Genomic DNA, 24659 nt, shown 5'->3' on the forward strand with positions numbered 1-24659 from the left:
CGTAGCAGCCCCAAAACCTGCACCCTCGGTTTTGCCTGAGATTACTCAGTGGCCTTACTGGGGCTGCTATGCAGCCCAACGGGGGACAAGCCCCCTTGCCACTGAAATATCCAACCTGCACCACAGATACACCTAATCCAACCTACAGCTGCTGGATACCGAACCCCAATCGCGGGAAGTGCACATGCACGGTGCCGGCGCGCTCATCTTCGCGGCGCAGGATCAGTTCTTCGCGACCGGCAAATATCAACTCGCCTACCACCGGGTCGACGCCATAGTCGGTCGCAGCGATGCTCACTGGCTGGCCCACCTTGAACCCGTTGGGATCTTCAAACACCTCAGCCGGCAACGCCGCAGGCGCGCTATCACGGGCGATTTCCAGTGCCTGGCTGGCACTCATCTCGCTGGCGGTACCATGCCCAAAGCCCAAAACCCGAGCAAGCCAGGCGCCGACAACCGGATAGTTATCCACCAGCGGCGACGTCACCGACGAGCCCTTGAGGAACCACAACGGATGGGCCATGGAGAAGTCGGCAATCGACGGCTCGCCAAACAGGAAATCCCCCGACTGACGCTGCAACTGTTGCTCAAGCCGCGCGATGATGGCCGGCCACTGGTGCAGGGCTACGTCCAGTTGCACGCGGGTGGCAGTACCGTCGCCGAACATCTTGCTGCGGTCTGCAACCAGCACCTGCAGCAAATGCGGCGGCACCTTGGCAAATTTCACGGCCAGGGATTCAGGCTGGAATACCAGGGCCACGGCGTGGGAAAACACCACCGAATCGGCCCAGGCCGCGAAGCTCTGGCTGACCAACTCCTGACCTTCGGGAAACAGCGGGGGCGTGGCCTTTTCCTGCTCCAGGCGGCGGGCGATCAGCGCAGTGTCGCAATAGATATCCGCACCGACCTGCAACACCGGGGTTTTACGGTAGCCGCCGGTCAGAGCCGTCAGGTCGGGCTTGGGCATCACCGGGGGAATGGTCACCGATTGCCAGGACAGCCCTTTGAAGCCCAGGAGCAGGCGGGCTTTTTCCGCGAAGGGGGATTGAGGGTAGTGGTGCAGGATCAACTCAGACATTCCGGACTCCGCCAGATGAAGGAACCGCCAGCTTATCGTGCAAAAACGCAGTGGCCTACCCATTGGCCTGATGGGAACCGATCAATCAGATTGATAAGCCCGCGCCAGGCACTCCTTGGCGCTTTTCTTGAGCTTTTTTATCAAGCGTTCCTGGCGCAAGGCCTCGCCCTTGCTCGCGCAGGCCTCGGTATACACCAGCGCCACCGCCGGGCTGGAAAGAAAGAACCGCGCGCCTTTGCCGCTTTGATGGGTCGCAAAGCGGCGCACCGGATCATTGCTGATGCCGCAATAGAGCGAGCCATTGGCGGCACGGACCAGGTACACAAACCAGGGTTTCGGCACGGCGGGTTCAGGCGAACTGTTCACAAAGTATTCTGGCCAGTGAAAAGAGCGCCAATCTTATCAACGACCGGCCTGGAACGCTTTCAAGCCTTTCAAGGCCTGTGCCCGCACGGCGTTGCGTACCAGTGGCGTCCAGCCCAACAACAGGCCCTTGGCCCCGAGCGCCTGGCGCGACCAGCGCCACAGGTCAAAGTGATCGTGGTGCTCGCAGATCTTGCCATCGCGGAACACAAAGCGTGCCTGGATATCGTTGACCACGGTGTTGCCGGTCTGGCTGAACAGGTACGTCGCCACCCAATGGGCGCTGCCGGTGGTGTCGTCGCTGCGCACCTGGTCAAAGGTCAGGGAAAAATCCTTGGCCCGGGTGGTGAGCATGCGCCACATGTCGCCGGCATCGCGCCCACGCAGATCACCAAATGCAGGATCGCTGAACAGCACATCATCGGTGTAGCAGGCGCTCATGGCTTCAGCGTCCAGACGCTCAAAGGCACGATAGAACTCGACGATCAGGGCGTTATGGGCATCACTCATGGGCAGCTTCCAAAAGTAGGGAGTCAAGCCAAGCACTGTACCCGTGTCGAGCGCGCCGTGGCGAGCGGACCTGTCGTGACGAGCGGGCTTGTCGTGGCGAGCGGGCTTGCCCCGCGCTGGACTGCGCAGCAGGCCCAAAACCAGCCAACTCGGTTTGCCTGAAAAACCTCGGTGGGTTGGGGTTGGGGTTGGGGTTGGGGTTGGGGCTGCTGCGCAGCCCAGCGGGGGACAAGCCCCCTCGCCACAAAAAGCCCCTATTCCCCCCTTCAGCACAACAGCAGGCTTGCCAAGACCCACCTAAGGCACCATCCCGCAATTACGCGCATAGGCGAACAAATCCACATCGGTGGAAATGCACAGGCGTTGCATCGCGGTACTTTTCTGCTTGCTGATCGTGGAAATACTGCGATTGACCCGTGCGGCGATCTGGCTGACGGTCAAGCCGCTGGCCAGCATCCGCACCACTTCCCGCTCTTTGCCCGACAACTGCGGCAGTTGTGACTGATCCCCCGTCCCGGCTTCCACCAATTGCACCCGCAGGCACTCGCTGGCAAAGGTCTGGCCGCCGATCACGGCGTTGATGGCCTGCGGCAACTCCCTGGCCGACGCGCTCTTGGCCACGATGGCGCGGGCACCATGGGCGAGGGAGGCACGCAGGGTGGCGACATTGGCGAACATGGTGACCAGGATAACCGGCAAGTCCGGATACTGACGGGCCAGCAGGCTCAACAAGCCATAGCCATCAGCCTGCTGCCCTCCGGGCATGGCGAAGTCGGTGACCAGAACATCGCACGGCGTGGTACTCAACAGCCTGAGCAGCGCGTCGGGGCCATCGGCCTCCCCCACCACTTTGCAGCGACCGTTCGCCTCGATCACCACTCTCTGCCCGATACGTACAATGGGATGATCGTCAGCAATAATTACTCGAAGCATAGATACCCACGGATGATGGCAAATTGAATCCGCGCAAAATAACCCCGCTGGCGATCCTCAACAACCGTTCAGGATAAGCCTCCTAAGGCGGCGTCCCGTGTTTGGTAGTTACCAATTCTTTCCCTACACAACAAAAGGAAACACCCTACAGCCAAAAACCAGACAGCCAGATTGCCAAATGCATCTCGACACAAGTCACTCCCCACTGCGCTTACACACTGCGCAAATATTCCAGACACCGCCGCAAGTCCGCCCGGAATGCCTGCAACGCTGGAGCGTGGGCCAATACGCCATCGGCGTGAACCAGCTCAATCAACTTCACCCCCCTTAACTCAAGGTCCGTCCCGCCCAAAAACGCCAGGCTGCCTACCAGGCGATGCAAGCGCTGCGCGGTCAATAAAGTACTCAGGGTGCAACAGGCTTGTTCCAGGATCGCGAAGTCTTCCCAGGCTTCGTCCAGCAGGCCGGGGAGCATCTGGTCGACAACCTGCTCATTGCCGAAGGTTTGCACAAGCTGCGCACGCGTCGGCCATGTCCCGGCAGAGGGCCGGCCCCACGCCGAAAAAGTACCCGGCAGCCAGCGCACCAACACCGCATGCAATTGCTCCAGCGCCAGCGGCTTGAGCAACCAGGCATCCATGCCGGCGTCGCGGCAACGTTGTGGGTCGTCGTTTTGCAGATTGGCGGTCAAGGCAATGATCGGCACGCGCTTGAGCCCCTTGCGCCGTTCATGCTGGCGAATGGCGCGAGCCATGCGGTAACCGTCCATATCCGGCATTTGGCAGTCGCTGATAATCAGGTCCGAAGGCCGGTTGATAACGGCTAACAGGCCCTGGCGGCCATCGGCCACGGACTGATGGGCAACACCCAGTTTTTGCAGGAAGCAGCCCAGCATCGCGCGATAGGCTGAATGATCATCCACGACCAGTACGTTCAGGTGCGGTGCGGGGGGTGGCTGCGACGCTCGGCCCTCGCCGGTGGTTGAACGTACCACAGAGCCCATGGGCACCCCTTGTGCGCGATCGGACTGGAGGCAGGCAGCCCCGAGTCACCTCCGGCAGCGCTGGCGTAATAGGCAGGAGGGCACTGTGCAGCGCCTTAAGTGACACCGGTGACTATCATCGCGGCAAAAATATATCCTTTTGGATACTCCGACGCCGATACAACAACTACGAAAAACAACTTTCCTACGTCACTGAAAACCTATTCTTACGGACTTGCCGCGGATTTCCGTACGCCCGCCCATTGTCGTATTTTTTGTATTTGCCCCCCGCCCTGCCCTCGCTAAATTGCGCCCCACCCCAGAGAGGGACGGCTCGCCACTCGGCGTGCCAGCCACAACAAACAACACCCCGCACACTGCCAGCCCATTGGGGGCCAGGCATTGCCGTGCATCTTTTTTATCGATCAGCCTTGCAATGGACAATTGAAATGAACGCCTCCCGACACCTGATGAGCACCACCCCCCAAGCCTTCCCAACAGCCGCAAATCAGGTCCTGTAACCATGAAAAACTTTGCCTCGCGCCTCATGCTCACCCTGCTGTTCACGCCTTCGGTATTTGCCGCAAGCTCCATCGAACTGGCCGTCAGGGGGACTATCACCCCGAGCGCCTGCACACCCGCATTCGCCGGTGGCAACGTCGTCGATCACGGAAAAATCTCGGCCAAGGATTTGGTACAGGGCAACACCACTTACCTGCCCACGGCCACCGTGCAATTGTCGATCACTTGCGAGGCCAGCACGCTTTTCGCGATCAAGCCCATCGACAATCGTAGCGGTACAGCTACCAGCCCCCGCGACTTCGGTCTGGGCCTGATCAATGGCGACAAAAAGCTGGGGCGCTTCCACCTGACGCCCAAGGACATGACCGCCGACGGCGTCGCTGTGCAGCCGATTGCTTCGGAAGACGGTGGTCGCACCTGGTTTGCCGAACACATATGGGAACTGGGCGTGCTGTGGGGCGCCGGGGCCATGGACGACGCCAGCGCTTTGCTGCCATCCCGAGTACTGGTACTGGGCCTGGATGTCAACACCTCGATCGCTCGCGCCGATCAATTTGACTTGAGCGATGAGGTCTCCATCGACGGCTCCGGCACCCTGGAAGTGCTGTACCTGTAGTTCCCGTTTCACCCACAAGGAAGGTCCATCGAATGAAACTCTCCAGCGCAGTACCTCTGGTTGCACTGTTGTACGCCACCGCGTCAGTGGCGTTGGCCGCCAGTGACACAGAGCTGGCCATCAAGGGCTCGATCACCCCCAGCGCTTGTGAGCCGCTGGTCTCCAGTGATGGGATGGTCGACTTCGGAAAAATATCCGTCAAGCAACTCAACAGCGATTCTTACACCCCTCTGCCAGATGAAAGGCTGCTGTTGAATGTGCACTGCGATGGCCCGACCTTTTTTACGCTCAACAGCATTGATAACCGCTCGGGCTCCTCGGCTCACCACGACATGTATCACGGCCTGGGTATGACCCCCGACGGTGAAAAGCTGGGGGGTACAGGCTTTGGTTTCTACGGGCTCATAGCCGACGGCGTAAGCCGCAACTCGATTATTTCAACCGACGGCGGCGTGACCTGGCACCCCGCCGCAGTAATAAGCCCGATGTCGCTGACGGCCGTCGCTGCAGGCCGCGAGTTGGTACCCATTGCCGTGCAGAACCTGGACGCGGAATTGGCGCTTTTCACCCACATTGCCCCCGCCGACGGCCTGACGCTTATTGACGAAGTCCCTCTGGATGGCCACGTCACCGTGCAAGTCAATTACCTCTGATGGCTTGAACAGGCCCATTTAAAAGGAGCTCCTCCGATGAAAACCCTATTGACCACGCTTGCCACCAGCGCCCTGCTGCTGGGTAGCGCCACCGCCTTTGCCGCCTCGACCGTCGAACTGGTCGTCAGGGGCAAGATTATTCCTGCCGCCTGCGTTCCCGGCCTCTCCAGTAGCGGGGTGATCGATCACGGCAAGATTTCCGCCAAGGACTTGCGAGCGGACAACCCAACGCTGATCGGCACGCACCTGCTGAACATGACGGTCAACTGCGACGCCCCCGTCTTGTTCGCCCTGCATGCCATCGACAACCGCGCCGCCTCGGCAGCGATGCCCAGTGACTACGGCCTGGGCTTTATCAACGATAACCAGAAACTCGGTTGGTACACCCTGAGCCTGCTCAACCCGGTGGCTGAAGACGGCGTGGTGGTGCAACCGATTGCCTCCGGCGATCAGGGCAAGACCTGGTACCGGGAAAGTGCCTGGGAGCCGAGTCTGTACATGTCGGTCGCCTCGATGGACGACGACACTCAGCCGCTGCCGGTCAAGGAGCTGCGGGTAGGCCTGGAAGTACGCACGTCAATCGCCCGCACCGACTCCCTGGACTTGAGCAATGAGGTGACCATCGACGGCTCGGCCACCCTCGAAGTGAAGTACCTGTAACCATGGCCGCCCATGCCCAGAACGCTTGCGGGCATGGGCGGCGCTCACCTGTGCCAGTGATCGCCCACGTTGCAGCCGTGCTGCTGTGTATGGCAATCACGACACAGGCCAATGCGCTGTCCCATGTCGACCTCACGGTGACCGGTCGCTTGACGCCGGATGCCTGCCATATCGAGCTGTCCGACCTGGGCACCATCGAGCATGGAGAGATCCCGACCCACCAGCTCAATACCCACGAACCCACGGTACTGCCCAGCCAGAGGCTGGACCTGACGGTGATCTGCGAAAGGCCGATGCTGTTTGCGCTGGTGGGCATCGACAACCGCCAGGACTCCGCGCCGGCCCCCGACACGTTCGGCCTGGGCGTCAACATTTACGCCCCGGACCAGATGCTGGGAGCCGTGAAGCTGTCCTATCGCGCAGCCCTCGGCGATTTACAGCCGATGCAGGTGCTGGCCTCCAGCGACAACGGCGAAACCTGGACACCCCAGGCTGGCGCCCATCCCCACGCGTACATGGGCTTTGCCCTGCCGGGCGACCGCCAGCCGGATTTCATCAGCCAGCTGTTCACCCAGTTGTGGGTCGACACCTCCATCAATGCCGCACGCCTCCTGACCCTGGATCAGGAAGTGCCGCTGGATGGCTCCATCGTCCTGGATCTGCGCTACCTCTGATTCGCGCCCTTTTTGTTGCACCAACGGAACCTGCTGTCATGACCACGACCCTCTCAACCACCGCTGCCGGTCTCATTGCCTTGCTGCTTGTGCTCGGCAATCAAGTCAAAGCCGACGGCATGGTGCCCGACACCTCGGTGGTGATCGTTTACGAAGCCGATGGCGAAGCCGCCGTGTCGGTGACCAATACCGACAGCAAACTGTCGCTGCTGCACGTCACCTTGCAAGACATTCCCGAAGACACCGAGCCGTTGCTGGTGGTGACGCCGCCGTTATCGCGGGTAGAAGCGTCCAAATCGCAGCTGGTGCGTTTCATCCTGCAAAACCAAACACCGCTGCTCACCCAACGGCTCAAGCGGGCCGTGTTCGAAGGCATGCCCCAGGGCCGCGCCGCCCCTGCTGCCGGGCACGCCCGCGTCGGCGTGACCGTGCGCCAGAACCTGCCGGTGATCGTGCATCCCAAGGGCCTGCCACTCAACCGCACGCCCTGGACCGACCTGACCTGGACCCTGCGCGACGGCCGGTTGCACGTACGCAATGACACCCCCTATGTGGTGCGCCTGGCCCAGGATCTGCGGCTGCTGCCCGGCGACGGCAAGGCGATGCTGCCGCGCACCTATGTGTTGCCGGGCGAAAAATTGAGCGTCCCGGCCACTGGCGGCCCGGCCACTAAAGTCAGGCTGCAACCGGCCACGGTGTACGGCTTTGCCGTCAAGGCTTACGAAGCACCTCTGAGCCTCTGACTGGACACCTGCAGGCGCCTGCCACGAAGCGGCGCCTGGCTTAAGCAAGTGACGGCGCATCGACCGTCACCGCAATGCCCGCAAGCACCGGAACAACCGGGCCGGGACGTTGAACATTTGAGTGCCTTGCGTGAAAACAGTATTGAATTACCGTGACGGCGTAGCCGTGCCCGCAGCACCTGCAATGGCGTTGCTGCTGTGGGGGCTACTGCCGAGTCAAACCTGGGCCAGCGGCTTCGACGCCCAGACCCTGCATCAGCGTGGCATTGATCCGCAGTTGGCCAGCCTGCTGCTGGACGCCCCGCGTTTTGCCGCCGGGCAGCATGCAGTCAGCCTGCGGGTCAACGGCCAGGGGCGTGGCCGGCTGGAGGTCAGTTTCGATCAACAGGGCAACCTGTGCTTCGACCGGGCCTTGCTCGACGCCGCAAACCTGAGAATCCCGGACGACACCGAGCACTGCCACGCCTTCCTCGCGCAATTTCCCCAGACTCTGGTGGAACCGGACCCGGCCACACTCAGCGTAGCGCTGGTGGTGCCCACCGAAGCCTTGCGTCCGGTGCTGCAAGACATATCAGGCTATGAAACCGGCGGCTTCGCCGGCTTGCTCAACTACGACCTCACAGGCTTCTACAACCGCTATGGCGATGACGCCAGCCGTTTTGGCTCGGCCAACACCGAAGTGGGATTCAACGCCGGCGACTGGATCGTACGCAGCCGCCAAGTGCAGACCTGGCAGGAGGGCCAGTCCCGCAGCACGCACCTGGAGGCCTACGCCCAACGCACGTTCGCCAGCCATCAGGCGGTGCTCCAGGCCGGGCAGATCAGCCTGTACAACCCAGTGTTATCCGGGGCGCAGATCACCGGCGTCCAGGTCCTCACCGAGCACGCCCTTCAAGAGCAAGGCCAGAGCGCCGTGATCGAAGGTATCGCCAACAGCCCGGCGCAAGTGGAGGTGCGGCAGAACGGCGTGCTGATTCATTCCACCGTAGTGCCCGCCGGGCCTTTTTCGCTGAACGATGTGCGCCGTCTCAATACCCGTTCGGACGTCGAGGTCACGGTCAAAGAAAGCGTCGGTGGCGAGCGGCGCTTCAACGTGCCGGCGGCCATGCTCGGCCTCGGGTTGCCGGCGCCGGGCTACTCGGTGGCCGCCGGGCGGGTTCGCAATGTCGGCGATGCCCAGGGTGACGACCCGTGGGTGGTGAGCGCCGGCTGGACAGCGGCCGTGCATCCGCAACTGACCCTGGGCAGCGGCGTCTTGGCTGCCAGCGAGTACCGCTCCGCAGGCTTGAGCCTGGGCTGGCTACCGTGGCTGGACAGCCAGGTCCAGCTGTCGACGCAACTGTCCAATGCCGATGGGCGGGAAAAGGTGTCCGGGGTGCAGACGGATCTTTCCTGGGCCCAGCGCCTGAATGACCAGTGGTCCTTCAGCACCAGTAACTCCTGGCGCAGCGCAGGCTATCGCGAGCTGGAAGAAAGCACCTACGCGCGCAACCAGCACTCGCAACGCTCACGCTATCGCGATCAACAAAGCGTCAACCTGGGCTGGTCCCATCCCTGGCTGGGCGCATTCAGCGCCGGGCTGTCGCGCTCGGCCAACTTCGCCGGGGACAGCAGCAGCCGGGCCCTGATGTCCTGGGGCAGCAACATCGGCGCAGTGTCGCTATCGGCCAGTGCCGAATGGCAAATGGGCGGGGCCCAGCAACAAGACAACGCGGTGTACCTGAACATCAGCGCACCGCTGGGCGAGCAGCGCCGGGTGCGCGGCTGGGTACGCCACAGCGCTGGCGAAAACCGCAGCGGCCTGGGGCTGACCGAACAGATCGACGAGCAACTCAGCTACCGGGTCAGCGCCGAGCGTGACTCGCGCGATCGTCAGGTCGAAACCAGCGTGGGCCTCTCGGCATTGCCGCGCTACAGCCAGTTGGATTTGAGCTACAGCCGCTCCGATGCACAGCGTTCCAGCTACCAGGGCGGCGCGCGCGGTGGGGTGGTGATGCATGACGGTGGCGTCACGTTTTCACCGTATCCGGTGCGCGATACCTTCGCCCTGGTGACGGTGGGCCAGATGGGCGGCATCCGCATCAGTACCCCCAGCGGCCCGGTGTGGACCGACTGGCAAGGCCAGGCCGTGGTGCCGCAAGTCAGCGCCTATGGCCGCAGCCCTGTGGAAGTCCAGACCCGCTCGTTGCCGCGCAACGCCGACATCAGTAACGGCCTGGCGATGATCCAGGCCGGGCGCGGCGCAGTGGACCGGGTGGACTTTGGCGTCAGCCTGACCCGCCGCGTCTTGCTGACCGTCAGCACTGACCACGGCGCGCCACTGCCCTCGGGCGCGTCAGTGAGTACTGCCGAGGGCGAGTTCGTCACCCTGGTCCAGGAAGGCAGCCAAGTATTCCTGCCCAATGTGCTCGATCAACCGCCCCTGTGGATAACCTCGCCGGGAGGTCAACGCTGCCTTTTGCGCTACACGCTGGCGCAAAAGGCCGACCCCTCGGTGTACTTCGAAACTGCCCCGGCCCGTTGCCACGCGCCTTGAGGACGACTGCCATGCCCCTTCCCCGCTTGCACCACCTGAGTTTATGGCTATTGATCGGCATTGCCGGCAGCGCCCATGGGCTGGAGGAATGCCAACTCAACCTCAGCGAACCCACGGTGGATTTTGGCTTGATGAGCCGCCTGGCCCAAAACGACAGCGCGCCCGAACGCCTGCTGGGCGAGCGGCGGCTGAACTTGACGTTCAGTTGCCCCCAGGCCGACGACTTGAGCCTGTTCTACCGTGCCCTGGCGGCCTCCGCTGAACGCCTGCAGTTTACCGAGCACGGCAGCTACGAAATCGAGGTCAGTCACGGCGTACTCGACGGGCAGGCAGTGGAGCTGGGGCTGATTGCTGCCATGGGCCAGCCGCCAGTGAGTAGCGCCAGCACGCTCACCTGGCGCACCGGGCATGGCATCGCGCCGATAGAACACGGTGCCGTGCGCATGGGCAAAACCCTGTCGCTGCAATTGACCTTGCGCGCCTGGGCCGACCCCGAAGCTACCCGGGTGCGCGATGCCACCACCTGGGAAGTCCCCGGCATGCTCTACAGCGCCAGTCATGGGCGCTACCGCGAGATGACGCTGCGTGCGCACTTTGCCCCCGTCGCCTGCCAGCCGGCGTTGTCGGACCAGGGAGTAGTGGACTACGGCATCCTGTTTGCCAAGAACCTCAACCCCACCACCGAAACGCCATTGCCCATCCGCACCCTGCGCTTGAGTGTCACCTGCGATGCACAGACGCGCTTCGCCCTGCGCATGCATGACAACCGCGACGGCTCGGCCACCGGCGGCACCGATGAAACCGCCTATGGGCTGGACCTGGACGCCAGCCATAACAAAATCGGGCGTTTTTACCTGACCATCGACCCCGCCGAGTTCAGCGCCGATACCCTGCGCACCTTGTACCGGACCGACTCCACCAGCAACGGCGCCGCCTGGAGCAACTCCAGCGCACGCCAGATCCCGATGGCGGCCAACAGCTACATGGGCTTTACCGACAAAAGCGGCCTGAGTACCGGCCCAGTGGCTATCCAGACCCTGGCCGGCACCGTGCGGATCAAGACTTACCTGGCTCCCATGCAGTCGCTGGACCTGCGCCAGGTGGTCCATATCAACGGCTCCGGCACCATCGAAATCATCTACCTGTGACTTGCCCCTGCGAGGTATGCGCCATGAAAACCGTTGCCCTAACCAGCCTGCTGTTTCTGACCTGCGCTCAATCGGCGGTGGCCGTGTCGGTGGTCGACCTGAGCGTCCAGGGCCAGATCATTCCCCGCGCCTGTACGCCGCTGTTATCCGGCAGTGGCCTAATCGACTACGGCAAGATTTCCCGCCAAGACTTGAATCTGGAGCAAGGCACGCGTCTGCCGCTCAAAACCCTGCAGGTCAGCATCGACTGCAACGGGCCCAGCCGCTATGCCTTGCGCATGCGCGACAACCGCGACGGGTCGGCCACGGTCAACAGCGAAATCTACTACGGCCTGGGATTCGACACGGCGGGCAATCGGCTCGGCCTCTACTCCATGAGCTTCGACCCGCGCCAGACCCAGGCGGACAGCAACGCGCAGATCTACGGCACCGAGTCCACCACCGGCGGCCTGGGCTGGCGCACGGCCAACCTGAACCCCATCGACATTGGCGCCACCAGCTACCTGGGTTTCACCGACACCGAGGGCAGTACCGCCGGGCCGACGGCAATTGCCACCCTCAACACCACAGTACAAATCAGCACCGTTATCAATGCCCGGAAAAACCTGGACTTGAGCGTTGAAACCGACCTCGATGGCTCGGCGACTCTGGAAGTGGTGTACCTCTAGAGTCTCTCGCTGGCGACGTGAACATAACGGGCGCGCCCGGCACCGAGGCCAGCGATGATCGCCCCCACACCCAGCAGCGCGAAAATCCAGCCGGTTACCGCCCAGCCACCGGTCCAGTCGTGTACCAGACCGACCGCCAGCGGGCCGAGGGACGCCAGGGTGTAGCCGACGCCCTGGGCCATGCTCGACAGGTTGGCGGCCACATGGGCATCGCGTGAGCGCAGCACGATCAGGGTCAGCGCCAGGCTGAACGTACCGCCCTGCCCCAGGCCCAAGACAATCGCCCAGCCCCACAGGCCGTCGAGCGGCGCATACAGGCAACCGAACAGGCCGCCGAGGGTCAGCAGCATCACCACCACAATGGCCAGGCGCTGATCCTTGCCGCGGGTGGCCAGCCACGGTGCCGCAAGGGAACTGGCCAGTTGCACGATCACCGATCCCGACAGCACCAGCCCGGCCTGGGTCGCGCTCAAGCCACGGTCGATCAGGATCGACGGCAGCCAGCCAAACACGATGTAGGCCAGGGAGGATTGCAGGCCCATGTACAACGTCACTTGCCAGGCCAGGGGATCACGCAGCAAACCGCGCACCCGATAGGCCACTTGATGGGTACCCTGTTTCTGTCCGACCTGAGGCAACCAACACAGCGCCGCCAGCAATGCCGGCACCATCCAGAAGCCCAGGCCGATTTTCCAGCTGTCGCCAAAATGCTGGCTCAACGGCACCGTAGCCCCGGCGGCAAGCGCCGCGCCCAGGCACAGGGCCATGGTGTAGACACCGGTCATGACCCCTGCATGCCGGGCGAAATCACGCTTGACGATCCCGGGCAACAGCACGCCGATGATGCCGATACTGGCCCCGGCCAGCAGGCTGCCGGCGAACAGCCCGACAGCGCCCAACGAACTGCGCAGGATGATCCCCGCCGCCAGTGTCAGCAAAATCCCCAGCACCACCCGTTCGGCGCCGAAGCGCCGGGCCAGGAACGGCGCCAGCGGCGCAAACAGGCCCAGGCACAGGACCGGCAGCGTCGTCAGCAACCCAGCCCTGGCCGCCGAGAGGCCGAGGCTTTCGGACACGTCGTTGAGCAACGGCGCCATGCTCGACAATGCCGGGCGCAGGTTCAACGCCACCAGCACCAACCCCAGCAGCAACAGCCAGGCCCGGTTGACGACCGGCTGACTGTGCTGCACCTGGTCATCATCGGCTTCGGCGTCGATCAGCAATTCTTCAAGTGCGTTTTCTGGGCGGGGCATGGTGCTCTCGGGTTCAAGGCGGGATTGCGCGCGAGGGAGCCATGGTAATGCCCTGCACCACCTTGTGGCGAGCGGGCTTGTTGTGGCGAGCGGGCTTGTCCCGCGCTGGGTTGCGTAGCAGCCCCACCCCCCCCGGTTACACCTGACACTCCTCGGTGATGCTCTTGGGGCTGCTGCGCAGCCCAGCGCGGGACAAGCCCGCTCGCCACAAGTAAGCAGGCTCACCATAGTGGGGGGTTAGATCAAAGCAGAATATGGCTGAGAAACAACCGGCGCCGACTGTTCGACGGGTTCACGCAGGTTTGCTGTGGCGAGCGGGCTTGTCGGAACGCCGCATCGCCCGCGCTGGGTTGCGCAGCAGCCCAAAGAGCATCACCGAGGAGTGTCAGGTGTAACCAGGGGGGAGGTTTGGGGCTGCTGCGCAACCCAGCGCGGGCGATGCGGCGTTCCGACAAGCCCGCTCGCCACAACAAGCCCGCTCGCCACAAGCAAGCAGGCTCGCCACAGTGGGGTGGGTTAATGCAGGATCTGGCTCAGGAACAACCGGGTCCGGTCGTTCTGCGGGTTGTCGAAGAAATCGTTCGGCGCCGCCTGTTCGACGATTTCGCCCTTGTCCATAAAGATCACGCGGTTGGCCACGGTGCGCGCAAAACCCATCTCGTGGGTCACGCAGAGCATGGTCATGCCGTCTTCGGCCAGGCCGATCATGGTGTCGAGGACCTCCTTGACCATCTCCGGGTCGAGGGCCGAGGTCGGCTCATCGAACAGCATGATCTTGGGCTTCATGCACAACGCCCGGGCAATCGCCACGCGCTGTTGCTGGCCGCCGGACAATTGCCCCGGAAACTTGTGGGCCTGCTCCGGGATGCGCACGCGCTCCAAGTAGTGCATGGCAATTTCCTCGGCCTTGCGCTTGGGCATCTTGCGCACCCACATCGGCGCCAACGTGCAGTTCTGCAGGATGGTCAGGTGTGGGAACAGGTTGAAGTGCTGGAACACCATCCCCACTTCGCGGCGCACGGTTTCGATCTGCTTGAGGTCGTTGGTCAGCTCCACGCCATCGACCACAATGCGCCCCTGCTGGTGCTCTTCCAGGCGGTTGAGGCAGCGGATGGTGGTGGACTTGCCCGAACCCGACGGGCCGCACAGCACGATGCGCTCGCCCTGCTTGACGTTGAGGTTGATGTCTTTCAGTACATGGAACTGGCCGTACCACTTGTTGACGCCCTGCATCTGGATAATGCCTTCAGGGCTCACCGGCTGTTTGATCGCTTCGCTCATAACAACAACTCCTAACGCTTGTGGCCAGTGTCGAGCTTGTGTTCCAAATGAATGGAATAGCGCGACATGCCAAAACAGAAAATCCAGAACACCAGGGCCGCGAACACATAGCCTTCAGTAGCCATGCCCAGCCATTTCGGGTCGGCGGCGGCTTGCTTGACGCTGTTGAGCAGGTCGAACAGGCCGATGATGATCACCAGGCTCGTATCCTTGAACAGCGCGATAAAGGTGTTGACGATGCCCGGTATCACCAGCTTCAACGCTTGCGGCAGGATCACCAGGCCCATGCTGCGCCAGTAACCCAGGCCCATCGCCGCCGCGGCTTCGTACTGGCCTTTGGGAATGGCCTGCAAGCCACCGCGCACCACTTCTGCCACGTAGGCCGACTGGAACAGGATCACGCCGATCAACGCCCGCAGCAGCTTGTCGAAGTTCATGCCTTCAGGCAGGAACAGCGGCAGCATCACCGACGCCATGAACAGCACCGTGATCAACGGCACGCCGCGCCAGAACTCAATGAAGGTCACGCAGATCACGCGAATCGCCGGCATATTGGAGCGCCGCCCCAACGCCAGCACGATACCCAGCGGCAAGGCGCCAGCGATACCGACGGTGGCGATCACCAAGGTGAGCATCAGGCCGCCCCATTGGCTGGTCGCGACGTTGGTCAGGCCAAAGATCCCGCCGTGCAGCAGGAAGAAGGCAATGATCGGGTACAACACCAGAAAGCCCAGGCCATAAATCGCCTTGGGTTTAAAACGCGAGATGAACAGCGGCGCCACGCCGACGATCGCCAGCCACACGGTCAGGTCTACGCGCCAGCGCAGGTCGCCGGGATAATAGCCATACATGAATTGCCCGAAGCGCTGCTGGACAAACACCCAGCAGGCGCCCTCCTTGGTGCAATCGGCCTGGGTGGTGCCGACCCAGTTGGCGTCGAGGATCGCCCAATGCAAAATCGGCGGCACCACCAGGTAGACCAGGTAGATCGCCAGCAACGTCAGCAGGGTGTTGAACCAACTGGAGAACAGGTTGGCGCGCATCCACGCCATCGGCCCGAACACTTTGTTCGGTGGCGGCATGTCAGGTTTGAAAATATGGGAAGTCATGCAGGTTTCCTCACCGCTCGATCAGCGCAATGCGCTTGTTGTACCAGTTCATCAACAGGGAAATGCTGATGCTGATCGCCAGGTACACGCTCATGGTGATGGCAATGACCTCAATGGCCTGGCCGGTCTGGTTGAGCACCGTGCCGGCAAACAGCGAGACCATTTCCGGGTAGCCGATGCCGGCGGCCAGGGATGAGTTTTTCGCCAGGTTCAGGTATTGGCTGGTCAGCGGCGGGATGATCACCCGCAGCGCTTGCGGGATGATGACCTTGCGCAGCGTAGGCCCCGGACGCAGGCCCAGGGAGCGCGCGGCTTCGGTCTGGCCGTGGCTCACAGACTCAATGCCCGAGCGCACGATCTCGGCAATAAACGCGGCGGTGTAGACGGTAAGCGCCAGGGTCAGTGCCAGCAGTTCGGGGATCAACACCCAGCCACCGACAAAGTTGAAACCCGCAAGCCTTGGCATTTCCCAATGCAGCGGCACACCGAAGATCAAGACGCACAACGCCGGAATCACGATGAACAGCGCCAGACCCGCCCAGAACTTATGGAACGGTACGCCGGTGGCTTCAAAGCGCTTGTTGGCCCAACGCGCCATCAGCACGATTGCCACGATGGCCACCCCGACACTGGCCACAAACGGCCAGAAACCGTCAGCCGCCAGCGCCGCCGGCATATTCAGGCCCCGGGCGCTCATAAAGAATGTATCGCCCAAGTTGTGGCTGTTGCGCGGCAACGGCATGGTCAGGAAGACCGCGAAGTACCAGAACAGGATCTGCAACAACGGCGGAATATTGCGGAACACTTCCACATACACCGTCGCCAGTTTGTTGATCATCCAGTTCGGTGACAGACGCGCCACCCCAATGATGAAACCGAGCAGCGTCGCCAGGACCACACCGATCACGGTCACCAGCAACGTGTTGAGCAGGCCGATCACAAAGACCCGGGCATAGCTGTCCGATTCGGTGTAGTCGATCAAATGCTGAGCGATGCCAAACCCGGCACTGCGCTCCAGGAAGTCAAAGCCGGAGGTAATGCCCCGGTGCTGAAGATTGGTTTGCGTGTTGTTGAACAGATACCAGCCCAACGAAACCACCGCGACGATGGTGATGATCTGAAATAGCCACGCGCGCACTTTGGGATCGCTGAAGCTGAGCTTCTGCTTGGGTGCGCCGATTTGAGTTTGCATTGAGTGCCCCAGAAATAATGGAACAGAACATCACCCGGCGGTTGGCCCACCGGGTGATAGAACCATCAGCGATCAGCGCACAGGGGGTGCGTATTGAATGCCACCGTTGTTCCACAGCGCGTTCAGGCCACGGTCGATTTCCAGGGGAGTGCTCTTGCCCAGGTTGCGCTCGAACACTTCGCCGTAGTTACCGACCTGCTTGACGATCTGTACGACCCAATCCTTCTTCACTTTCAGGTCTTTGCCGTATTCGCCGTCAGCACCGAGCAGACGCGCGACGTCCGGGTTCTTGGTGGCCTTGGCTTCGGCTTCAACGTTTTTCGAGGTGATACCGGCTTCTTCAGCGTTGAGCATGGCGTAGCCTACCCAGCGCACGATGGCCAGCCACTCGTCGTCGCCATTACGCACGACCGGGCCCAGGGGCTCCTTGGAGATGGTTTCCGGCAGCACCACGTAGTCCTTCGGCGCGGCCAGCTTGCTGCGCTGGGCAAACAGTTGCGACTTGTCGGAGGTCAGCACGTCGCAGCGCCCGGACTCCAGGGACTTGGCGCTTTCATCGGAGGTGTCGAAGGTGATCGGGGTGTACTTGAGGTTGTTGCCACGGAAGTAGTCGGAAACGTTCAGCTCGGTGGTGGTACCGGCCTGGATGCAGATGGTTGCACCGTCCAGTTCCTTGGCACTTTTTACGCCCAGCTTGCTGTTGACCAGAAAGCCGATGCCGTCGTAGTAGGTGATAAAGCCCGAGAATTTCAGGCCCATGCCCGCATCGCGGGAGCTGGTCATGGTGGTGTTGCGCGACAGGATGTCGACTTCGCCCGATTGCAGCGCGGTGAAACGCTCCTTGGCATTCAACTGGCTGAACTTGACCTTGGTCGCATCGCCAAACACGGCAGCGGCCACGGCGCGGCAGTAGTCAGCGTCGATCCCGAGGATCTTGCCGCTGGCATCCGGCACCGAGAAACCCGGCAGGCCGTCGCTGACGCCACATTGCACAAAACCTTTCTTCTGCACTGCATCCAGGGTGGCGCCGGCCTGGGCCAGGCCACTGATCCCTAATACGGTCGCCGCGGTCACGATGGCCAGGGTGGACTTCAATACCTTCATTCAAACCTCCAGTTGCTCTTGTTGTGTCGGAGCTCGAACCCCTGCCCACCCTTGTGAGGCGATATCGACCCGTGTTGGCTTTTTTTGGGGTCAAGCAGCAGAGGCTGTCGCTGTCATTGCAGCGGCTATCCCAGAGGCGGCAGTCACTGATAGTGTTACCGTCCCGGATAGTTCTGACATCGACCTACACATAGCAAGCGCCGTACCAGAGTGTCGGCTGAGCCGTTTGCGCCCAGGATCTGTCGCAAAACAGTCAACCATGCGACATCCTGTTAACTGATCCACCGTCCACGCACTGCCCCGACGCCTCCCATCGGCGCGCACGCACATTTTTGGAGCACACATGACCGACCCCTTGATTCTTCAGCCCGCCAAGCCCGCAGATGCCTGCGTCATCTGGTTGCATGGCCTGGGTGCCGATCGCTACGACTTCCTGCCGGTGGCCGAAGCGCTGCAGGAAACCTTGCTGTCCACACGCTTCGTATTGCCCCAGGCACCGACCCGCGCGGTGACCATCAATGGGGGCTACGAGATGCCAAGCTGGTACGACATATTGGCCATGAGCCCGGCGCGGGCCATCAGCCGTGAGCAGCTGGATGAATCGGCCAGAATGGTCATCGATTTGATCGAGCAACAAAAAGCCAGCGGGATAGACGCCTCGCGAATTTTCCTCGCCGGTTTTTCCCAGGGTGGCGCCGTGGTCCTGCACGCCGCGTTTGTGAAATGGCAAGGGGCCCTGGGTGGCGTGCTTGCCCTCTCCACCTATGCACCCACTTTCAGCGATGAGCTGGAACTGTCCGCCAGCCAACAGCGCATTCCGGCCCTGTGCCTGCACGGCCAGCACGATGAAGTGGTGCTCAATGCCATGGGCCGCAGCGCCTATGAGCATTTAAAGCAGCGCGGTATCACCGTGACATGGCAGGAATACCCAATGGGTCACGAAGTGTTACCCGAAGAAATCCGCGACATCGGCACCTGGTTGGCCGGCCGCCTGGGCTGAAAACCGACCATTGTGTAGCCGCATGACCAACGCACTACGCCGCGCCCGATTCTTGCATTACACTGGCCGGCGTACATTCCTTAACCAATTGATGAGATGACCGTGCTCAAAGCACTCAAGAAGATGTTCGGTAAAAGCGAGGCTGAACCACTCGCCCCTGTTCCCAGCGCCCCTGTCCAGACGTCAGGCAGCCGCAACGACGGTAAACAGCCTGGCCGAACAGCGCCTGTTACCTCGCCAAAACCGCCGCCCGTAAAGCCTGCTGTCCCGGCACCCGTCGCCGCCCAGCCCGCAGAAGAACCCGCGCGTGCGGAAAAGCCGCGCCGCGAACGCGCGCCAAAACCGGTGGTAAAGCCGTGGAAGCTGGAAGACTTCGTGGTCGAGCCCCAAGAGGGCAAGACGCGCTTTCACGACTTCAAGCTGGCCCCGGAACTGATGCACGCCATCCAGGACCTGGGCTTCCCGTACTGCACGCCGATCCAGGCACAGGTATTGGGCTTCACCCTGGCCGGCAAAGACGCCATCGGCCGCGCCCAGACCGGTACCGGCAAGACCGCTGCGTTCCTGATCTCGATCATCACCCAACTGCTGCAGACCCCGCCGCCCAAAGAGCGCTACATGGGTGAACCTCGGGCCCTGATCATCGCCCCGACCCGGGAGCTGGTGGTACAGATCGCCAAGGACGCCGCCGACCTGACCAAGTACACCGGCCTCAACGTCATGACGTTCGTGGGCGGCATGGACTTCGACAAACAGCTCAAGCACCTGGAAGCGCGGCACTGCGACATCCTGGTCGCCACCCCGGGCCGTTTGCTCGACTTCAACCAGCGCGGCGACGTGCACCTGGACATGGTCGAGGTGATGGTGCTGGACGAAGCCGACCGCATGCTCGACATGGGTTTTATCCCGCAAGTGCGCCAGATCATTCGCCAGACCCCACCGAAAAACGAGCGCCAGACCCTGCTGTTCTCTGCGACCTTCACCGAAGACGTGATGAACCTCGCCAAGCAGTGGACCACCGACCCGTCCATCGTCGAGATCGAAGCGCTGAACGTCGCCAGCGAAAACGTCGAACAGCATATCTATGCCGTGGCCGGTGCCGACAAATACAAGCTGCTCTACAACCTGGTCAACGATAACGGCTGGGAGCGGGTCATGGTGTTTGCCAACCGCAAGGACGAAGTGCGGCGCATTGAAGAACGCCTGGTGCGCGATGGCGTCAATGCTGCGCAGTTGTCCGGTGATGTGCCGCAGCACAAGCGGATCAAGACCCTGGAAGGCTTTCGCGAAGGCAAGATCCGCGTGCTGGTGGCCACCGATGTGGCAGGCCGTGGGATTCATATCGACGGCATCAGCCACGTCATCAACTTCACCCTGCCGGAAGTACCGGACGATTACGTGCACCGGATCGGCCGTACCGGGCGTGCCGGCGCTGCGGGTGTGTCGATCAGCTTTGCCGGGGAAGATGACTCGTACCAGTTGCCATCGATCGAGACGCTGCTGGGCCGCAAGATCAGTTGCGAAACGCCGCCGACGCACCTGTTGCGGGCCGTGGAGCGCAAACGCCCTTAAAACGGGTGCAGGAGCGGGCTTATGTGGGAGCGGGCTTGCCCGCGATAGCGGTGTGACAATCACTGAAGTGATTGACTGACACACCGCATTCGCGAGCAAGCCCGCTCCCACATTTGCCTTCAGCGCTTTCAAATTCAAGGAGGACCACATGAACCAGGCTGATTACCTCATCATCGGCGGCGGCATTGCCGGTGCCAGCGCCGGTTACTGGCTGTCCCGACACGCCCGCGTCATCGTGCTGGAGCGTGAGTCCATGCCGGGCTATCACTCCACTGGCCGCTCCGCCGCCCTCTATATCGCCGCCTATGGCACGCCACAAGTGCGCGCCCTGACCCTGGGCAGCCGCGACTTCTTCGATCACCCACCTGCAGGTTTTACCGAGCACCCTTTGCTCACGCCCCGTGGCGAAGTACTGGTGGACCTGCTTGGCGCCCCAGAAGAGCTGCAGCGCCAATACCTGAGCGCCAAGGCGCTGGTAGCCGAAACACGCCTGCTGGACACCGAAGAAGCGCTGCAGATGCTGCCGATCCTGCGCCGGGAAAAAGTCCATGGCGCGATCTACGACCCGACCGTCTGCGATATCGACACCGATGCGTTGTACCAGGGCTATTTGCGCGGCATTCGGCGTAACGGCGGGGCTATTCATACCGACAGTGAAGTGCAAAAGCTCAACCGTGACAGTCAGGGCCAGTGGCAAGTGCGCACCTCACAACAGCGCTACAGTGCGCCAGTGATCATCAACGCCGCCGGGGCCTGGGCCGATACCATCGGCGAACTGGCCGGTGCACAAAAAATCGGCCTGCAACCCAAGCGCCGCAGCGCCTTTGTGTTCGCCCCGCCTGCCGGGCTGGATATTCATGACTGGCCGGAGTTGGCGGCCCTCGACGGTTCGTTCTATATGAAGCCCGACGCGGGGATGTTCCTCGGCTCACCGGCCAACGCCGACCCAGTGGAACCTCACGACGTACAGCCTGAAGAACTGGATATCGCCACAGGCATCTATCACATCGAAGAAGCCACTACCCTGAGCATCCGCCGCCCCACGCGGACCTGGGCGGGGCTGCGCAGCTTTGTCAGCGACGGCGATCTGGTCTGTGGCTTTGATCCGCAGGTAGAGGGTTTTTTCTGGATCGCGGCCCAGGGCGGCTACGGGATCCAGACCTCGCCGGCGATGGGTCAGGCCAGCGCGGCGCTGGTGCGTGGGCTCGGATTGCCCGAGCCTTTGCAGCGCGCCGGGCTGACCGAGGCGATGTTATCGCCTGGTCGCCTGGGTTGATCGTGCTGCTGGACTCGTCCAATACAGCGGCCAAACGATAGGGTGTGACGGGCACACGGAAGGCCACTCACGCCTTCCAGCGATCAGCCGCCCTATGATCACTGGCCCGCCCTTCCACCCAGCGCGCCCCTTCGCTGGTGTTTTCCTTCTTCCAGAACGGCGCTCGGGTCTTCAGGTAGTCCATCACAAACGCACAAGCATCAAACGCCGCCTGGCGATGGGCGCTGGCCGCTGCGACGAATACGATCGGTTCGCCCGGCTCCAGGGCGCCGATGCGGTGCAACACCTCGAGCTTGAGCAACGGCCAGCGTTGCTCGGCCTCAACCGCGATCTTGGCCAGGGCCTTTTCGGTCATGCCGGGGTAGTGTTCGAGAAACATCCCCGCCACATCTAGGCCATCGTTGAAGTCGCGTACATAGCCGACGAAACTCACCACGGCGCCCACACCCACATTGGCGGCGTGCATGGCGTTGACTTCGGCGCCGGGATCGAACGGTTGGGCTTGCACACGAATAGCCACGGTCAGCCTCCGGTCACGGGCGGGAAAAAAGCCACTTCGTCGCCGGCCTGCAGAGGCTCGTCGAGGCCACACAGTTCCTGGTTGCGCGCACACATCAGGCTGGCCTCGTTGAGCACCGCAAATTCTGGGTCACTGGCCAGCGCCAGGCGTACGGCATCGACCGTGGCGAAGTCGCCTTCGACCTCCATGGAATCGAGGCCCACCGCTTCGCTGTAACGGGCAAAAAACAAAACGTTGATACTCATGCCTGGTCCGCCTTGAAATGCCCGCTCTTGCCACCGAGTTTTTCCAGCAGGCGAATGTTTTCGATGGTCATGCCACGGTCCACCGCTTTGCACATGTCGTAGATGGTCAGCGCGGCGACGCTGGCCGCCGTCAACGCTTCCATCTCCACGCCGGTCTGCCCGGACAGCTTGCAGCGCGCGACGATATGCACGGTATTTTCCCCTTCGGCGGCCAGCTCGACCTTGACCCCGGTCAGCATCAGCGGATGGCACAGGGGGATCAGATCACTGGTCTTTTTCGCGGCCTGGATCCCGGCAATGCGGGCCACGGCGAACACGTCGCCCTTGGGGTGGGCGCCGTCGACGATCATTTGCAGGGTCTGGGGCAGCATGCGCACCCGCGCTTCGGCCACGGCTTCACGGAACGTCACGCTTTTGTCGGTGACGTCGACCATATGGGCACGGCCCTGGGAATCGAGATGAGTCAGCACGGGGATACTCCTGATCAGAAGCCCCGATTGTAAACCCAACGCCGATCAAAATGTGGGAGCTGGCTTGCCTGCGATAGCGCTGTGTCAATCAACCTATCATCGACTGAACCACCACTATCGCGGGCAAGCCCGCTCCCACACTGAACGCGGTTACAGGTGGGATTCGGCGTATTCGGCCAGAATCGAGCGTGGTACCCCTTGCAGCGCAATGTGCACGCCGTTCGGGAAGTCCTTGAAGCGTTCCGTCAGGTAGGTCAGCCCGGAGCTGGTCGCGGACAGGTAAGGGGTGTCGATCTGTGCCAGGTTGCCCAGGCACACCACTTTGGAACCGGCACCGGCACGGGTGATGATGGTTTTCATCTGGTGCGGTGTGAGGTTCTGGCATTCATCGATCAAAATCAGGCTCTGCTGGAAGCTGCGACCTCGGATGTAGTTGAGGGATTTGAACTGCAACGGCACTTTGCTGAGGATGTAGTCGACGCTGCCATGGGTGTTTTCGTCATCCATATGCAAGGCTTCGAGGTTGTCGGTGATCGCCCCCAGCCACGGCTCCATTTTTTCTGCTTCGGTGCCGGGCAAAAAACCGATTTCCTGGTCCAGGCCCTGCACGCTGCGGGTGGCAATGATGCGGCGATAGCGCTTGGTGACCATGGTCTGCTCGATGGCAGCCGCCAGGGCGAGGATGGTTTTCCCCGAGCCGGCAGCCCCCGTCAGGTTGACCAGGTGGATGTCCGGGTCGAGCAGCGCGTACAGCGCCAGGCTCTGGTAGATATCACGCGGTTTCAGGCCCCAGGCTTCCTGGTGCAGCAGGGGTTCCTGATGCAGGTCGAGGATCAGCAGCTTGTCGACCTGGATCTCTTTGATCCAGCCCACAAAGCCCTGTTCGTCGATGATGAATTCGTTGATATGCACGGCCGGCAGGTTGTCGGTCAACTGCACCTGGTGCCAGGTGCGGCCATGGTCCTGGCGGGTCTCGACCTTGCTGACGCGGTCCCAGAACGAGCCGGTCATGGTGTGATAACCACGGGACAGCATCGACACGTCGTCGACCAGTTGGTCGGTACTGTAGTCCTCGGCAGCGATCCCACACGCTCGTGCCTTGAGGCGCATATTGATGTCTTTGGTCACCAGCACCAGGCGCAGGTCCTTGTCGCGCGCATGCAGGTCGATCAATTGGTTGATGATCTTGTTGTCGTTGAGGTTTTCCGGCAGCAGGCTGTTGGGTTCGCTGCGCTTGCTCATCAGGATCGACAGCAAGCCCTTGGGCCCGCTCTTGCCACGCTGGATCGGTACGCCGACCTCAACATCCTCGGGCGAGGCTTCACCCAGGGTCTTGTCGATCAGGCGGATCGCCTGGCGGCATTCGGCGGCGACGCTGTGGTGCCCACTTTTGAGTTTGTCGAGTTCCTCAAGCACGATCATCGGGATGGCGACGTGGTGTTCTTCGAAATTGAGCAACGCGTTTGGATCGTGGATCAAAACATTGGTATCAAGCACATAAAGGATTGGCTGGTCGGAAGAAGGGGTACGTCCATGATCATCCATACTCGG

The 24659-nt window shown here is 62.0% G+C and carries 25 protein-coding genes; 11 read left to right on the forward strand and 14 right to left on the reverse strand.

Annotation, left to right across the window (positions count from 1 at the left end; all coding sequences use genetic code 11):
* Nucleotides 1-142: 142 nt before the first annotated feature.
* The 5 genes from FIV38_RS00185 to FIV38_RS00205 all read right to left on the reverse strand — a co-directional run bounded on the left by FIV38_RS00185 (nt 143) and on the right by FIV38_RS00205 (nt 3887).
* Nucleotides 143-1078, reverse strand: coding sequence for a glutathione S-transferase family protein (locus tag FIV38_RS00185; RefSeq protein WP_092238086.1), 936 nt, complete (start codon nt 1076-1078; stop codon nt 143-145).
* Between the two features lie 81 nt (nt 1079-1159).
* Nucleotides 1160-1444: a GIY-YIG nuclease family protein gene (locus FIV38_RS00190; protein ID WP_029297505.1), complete on the reverse strand. Its 285-nt coding sequence runs from the start codon at nt 1442-1444 to the stop codon at nt 1160-1162.
* Between the two features lie 36 nt (nt 1445-1480).
* Nucleotides 1481-1951: a nuclear transport factor 2 family protein gene (locus FIV38_RS00195; RefSeq protein WP_092238088.1), complete on the reverse strand. Its 471-nt coding sequence runs from the start codon at nt 1949-1951 to the stop codon at nt 1481-1483.
* 297 nt (nt 1952-2248) lie between these two features.
* Nucleotides 2249-2884, reverse strand: a complete 636-nt coding sequence (locus tag FIV38_RS00200) for a response regulator (protein WP_092238093.1) — start codon at nt 2882-2884, stop codon at nt 2249-2251.
* Nucleotides 2885-3095: 211 nt separating this feature from the next.
* Entirely contained in the window at nt 3096-3887 is a 792-nt protein-coding gene (locus tag FIV38_RS00205) for a response regulator (protein ID WP_092238098.1), read from the reverse strand.
* Between the two features lie 502 nt (nt 3888-4389).
* Here FIV38_RS00205 and FIV38_RS00210 point away from each other — a divergent pair.
* The 8 genes from FIV38_RS00210 (at nt 4390) to FIV38_RS00245 (ending at nt 12086) form a co-directional block, all read left to right on the forward strand.
* On the forward strand, nt 4390-5004 hold the full coding sequence (locus FIV38_RS00210; protein WP_092238100.1) for a DUF1120 domain-containing protein: 615 nt from the start codon (nt 4390-4392) through the stop codon (nt 5002-5004).
* Between the two features lie 32 nt (nt 5005-5036).
* Nucleotides 5037-5657 carry a DUF1120 domain-containing protein gene (locus FIV38_RS00215; protein WP_092238103.1) on the forward strand — a complete coding sequence of 207 codons (621 nt, stop codon included), beginning with the start codon at nt 5037-5039 and terminating at the stop codon, nt 5655-5657.
* Between the two features lie 36 nt (nt 5658-5693).
* Entirely contained in the window at nt 5694-6317 is a 624-nt protein-coding gene (locus tag FIV38_RS00220; protein WP_092238105.1) for a DUF1120 domain-containing protein, read from the forward strand.
* A gap of 2 nt (nt 6318-6319) precedes the next feature.
* Complete coding sequence (locus tag FIV38_RS00225) at nt 6320-6991, forward strand: DUF1120 domain-containing protein (RefSeq protein WP_092238108.1); 672 nt, start codon at nt 6320-6322, stop codon at nt 6989-6991.
* A gap of 38 nt (nt 6992-7029) precedes the next feature.
* Nucleotides 7030-7734, forward strand: a complete 705-nt coding sequence (locus FIV38_RS00230) for a fimbria/pilus chaperone family protein (RefSeq protein ID WP_092238111.1) — start codon at nt 7030-7032, stop codon at nt 7732-7734.
* Between the two features lie 184 nt (nt 7735-7918).
* Complete coding sequence (locus FIV38_RS00235) at nt 7919-10270, forward strand: fimbria/pilus outer membrane usher protein (protein ID WP_167362654.1); 2352 nt, start codon at nt 7919-7921, stop codon at nt 10268-10270.
* An 11-nt stretch (nt 10271-10281) separates the two neighbouring features.
* On the forward strand, nt 10282-11418 hold the full coding sequence (locus FIV38_RS00240; protein WP_092238115.1) for a DUF1120 domain-containing protein: 1137 nt from the start codon (nt 10282-10284) through the stop codon (nt 11416-11418).
* Nucleotides 11419-11441: 23 nt separating this feature from the next.
* Nucleotides 11442-12086, forward strand: coding sequence for a DUF1120 domain-containing protein (locus FIV38_RS00245; protein ID WP_092238118.1), 645 nt, complete (start codon nt 11442-11444; stop codon nt 12084-12086).
* Here the strand turns inward: FIV38_RS00245 and FIV38_RS00250 are convergent.
* The 5 genes from FIV38_RS00250 to FIV38_RS00270 form a co-directional block, all read right to left on the reverse strand.
* Nucleotides 12083-13339, reverse strand: a complete 1257-nt coding sequence (locus tag FIV38_RS00250) for a CynX/NimT family MFS transporter (RefSeq protein ID WP_092238121.1) — start codon at nt 13337-13339, stop codon at nt 12083-12085. The two genes, FIV38_RS00245 and FIV38_RS00250, sit on opposite strands and share 4 nt — an antisense overlap.
* A 516-nt stretch (nt 13340-13855) precedes the next feature.
* Nucleotides 13856-14620 (reverse strand): amino acid ABC transporter ATP-binding protein, encoded by a 765-nt coding sequence (locus FIV38_RS00255; protein WP_029297941.1) that lies wholly within the window; start codon nt 14618-14620, stop codon nt 13856-13858.
* An 11-nt stretch (nt 14621-14631) separates the two neighbouring features.
* The gene (locus tag FIV38_RS00260; protein ID WP_029297939.1) at nt 14632-15729 is read right to left on the reverse strand and encodes an amino acid ABC transporter permease; all 1098 of its coding nucleotides are present in this window, start codon (nt 15727-15729) and stop codon (nt 14632-14634) included.
* A gap of 10 nt (nt 15730-15739) precedes the next feature.
* Nucleotides 15740-16921 (reverse strand): amino acid ABC transporter permease, encoded by a 1182-nt coding sequence (locus tag FIV38_RS00265; protein WP_092238124.1) that lies wholly within the window; start codon nt 16919-16921, stop codon nt 15740-15742.
* 72 nt (nt 16922-16993) lie between these two features.
* The gene (locus tag FIV38_RS00270; protein WP_092238127.1) at nt 16994-18025 is read right to left on the reverse strand and encodes an amino acid ABC transporter substrate-binding protein; all 1032 of its coding nucleotides are present in this window, start codon (nt 18023-18025) and stop codon (nt 16994-16996) included.
* A gap of 343 nt (nt 18026-18368) precedes the next feature.
* Between FIV38_RS00270 and FIV38_RS00275 the strand changes: the two genes are divergently transcribed.
* The 3 genes from FIV38_RS00275 (at nt 18369) to FIV38_RS00285 (ending at nt 21873) form a co-directional block, all read left to right on the forward strand.
* Entirely contained in the window at nt 18369-19025 is a 657-nt protein-coding gene (locus FIV38_RS00275) for an alpha/beta hydrolase (protein WP_029297932.1), read from the forward strand.
* 96 nt (nt 19026-19121) lie between these two features.
* Nucleotides 19122-20597, forward strand: a complete 1476-nt coding sequence (gene rhlB, locus FIV38_RS00280; protein ID WP_092238130.1) for an ATP-dependent RNA helicase RhlB — start codon at nt 19122-19124, stop codon at nt 20595-20597.
* 148 nt (nt 20598-20745) lie between these two features.
* Entirely contained in the window at nt 20746-21873 is a 1128-nt protein-coding gene (locus tag FIV38_RS00285; RefSeq protein WP_092238133.1) for an NAD(P)/FAD-dependent oxidoreductase, read from the forward strand.
* 67 nt (nt 21874-21940) lie between these two features.
* Here the strand turns inward: FIV38_RS00285 and moaE are convergent, their stop codons facing one another.
* From moaE to FIV38_RS00305, 4 genes are all read right to left on the reverse strand, one after another.
* Nucleotides 21941-22393 (reverse strand): molybdopterin synthase catalytic subunit MoaE, encoded by a 453-nt coding sequence (moaE, locus tag FIV38_RS00290; protein ID WP_092238136.1) that lies wholly within the window; start codon nt 22391-22393, stop codon nt 21941-21943.
* 2 nt (nt 22394-22395) lie between these two features.
* A complete protein-coding gene (gene moaD / locus FIV38_RS00295; protein WP_092238139.1) occupies nt 22396-22638 on the reverse strand; it encodes a molybdopterin converting factor subunit 1 in 243 nt (80 codons plus the stop codon).
* The gene (moaC, locus tag FIV38_RS00300; RefSeq protein ID WP_029297921.1) at nt 22635-23108 is read right to left on the reverse strand and encodes a cyclic pyranopterin monophosphate synthase MoaC; all 474 of its coding nucleotides are present in this window, start codon (nt 23106-23108) and stop codon (nt 22635-22637) included. The genes moaD and moaC overlap by 4 nt, the downstream gene beginning before the upstream one ends.
* A gap of 150 nt (nt 23109-23258) precedes the next feature.
* Nucleotides 23259-24653, reverse strand: a complete 1395-nt coding sequence (locus FIV38_RS00305; protein ID WP_029297919.1) for a PhoH family protein — start codon at nt 24651-24653, stop codon at nt 23259-23261.
* Nucleotides 24654-24659 lie beyond the last annotated feature (6 nt).

The sequence above is a fragment of the Pseudomonas proteolytica genome, assembly GCF_007858275.1.
Classification (GTDB): Bacteria; Pseudomonadota; Gammaproteobacteria; order Pseudomonadales; family Pseudomonadaceae; genus Aquipseudomonas; species Aquipseudomonas proteolytica.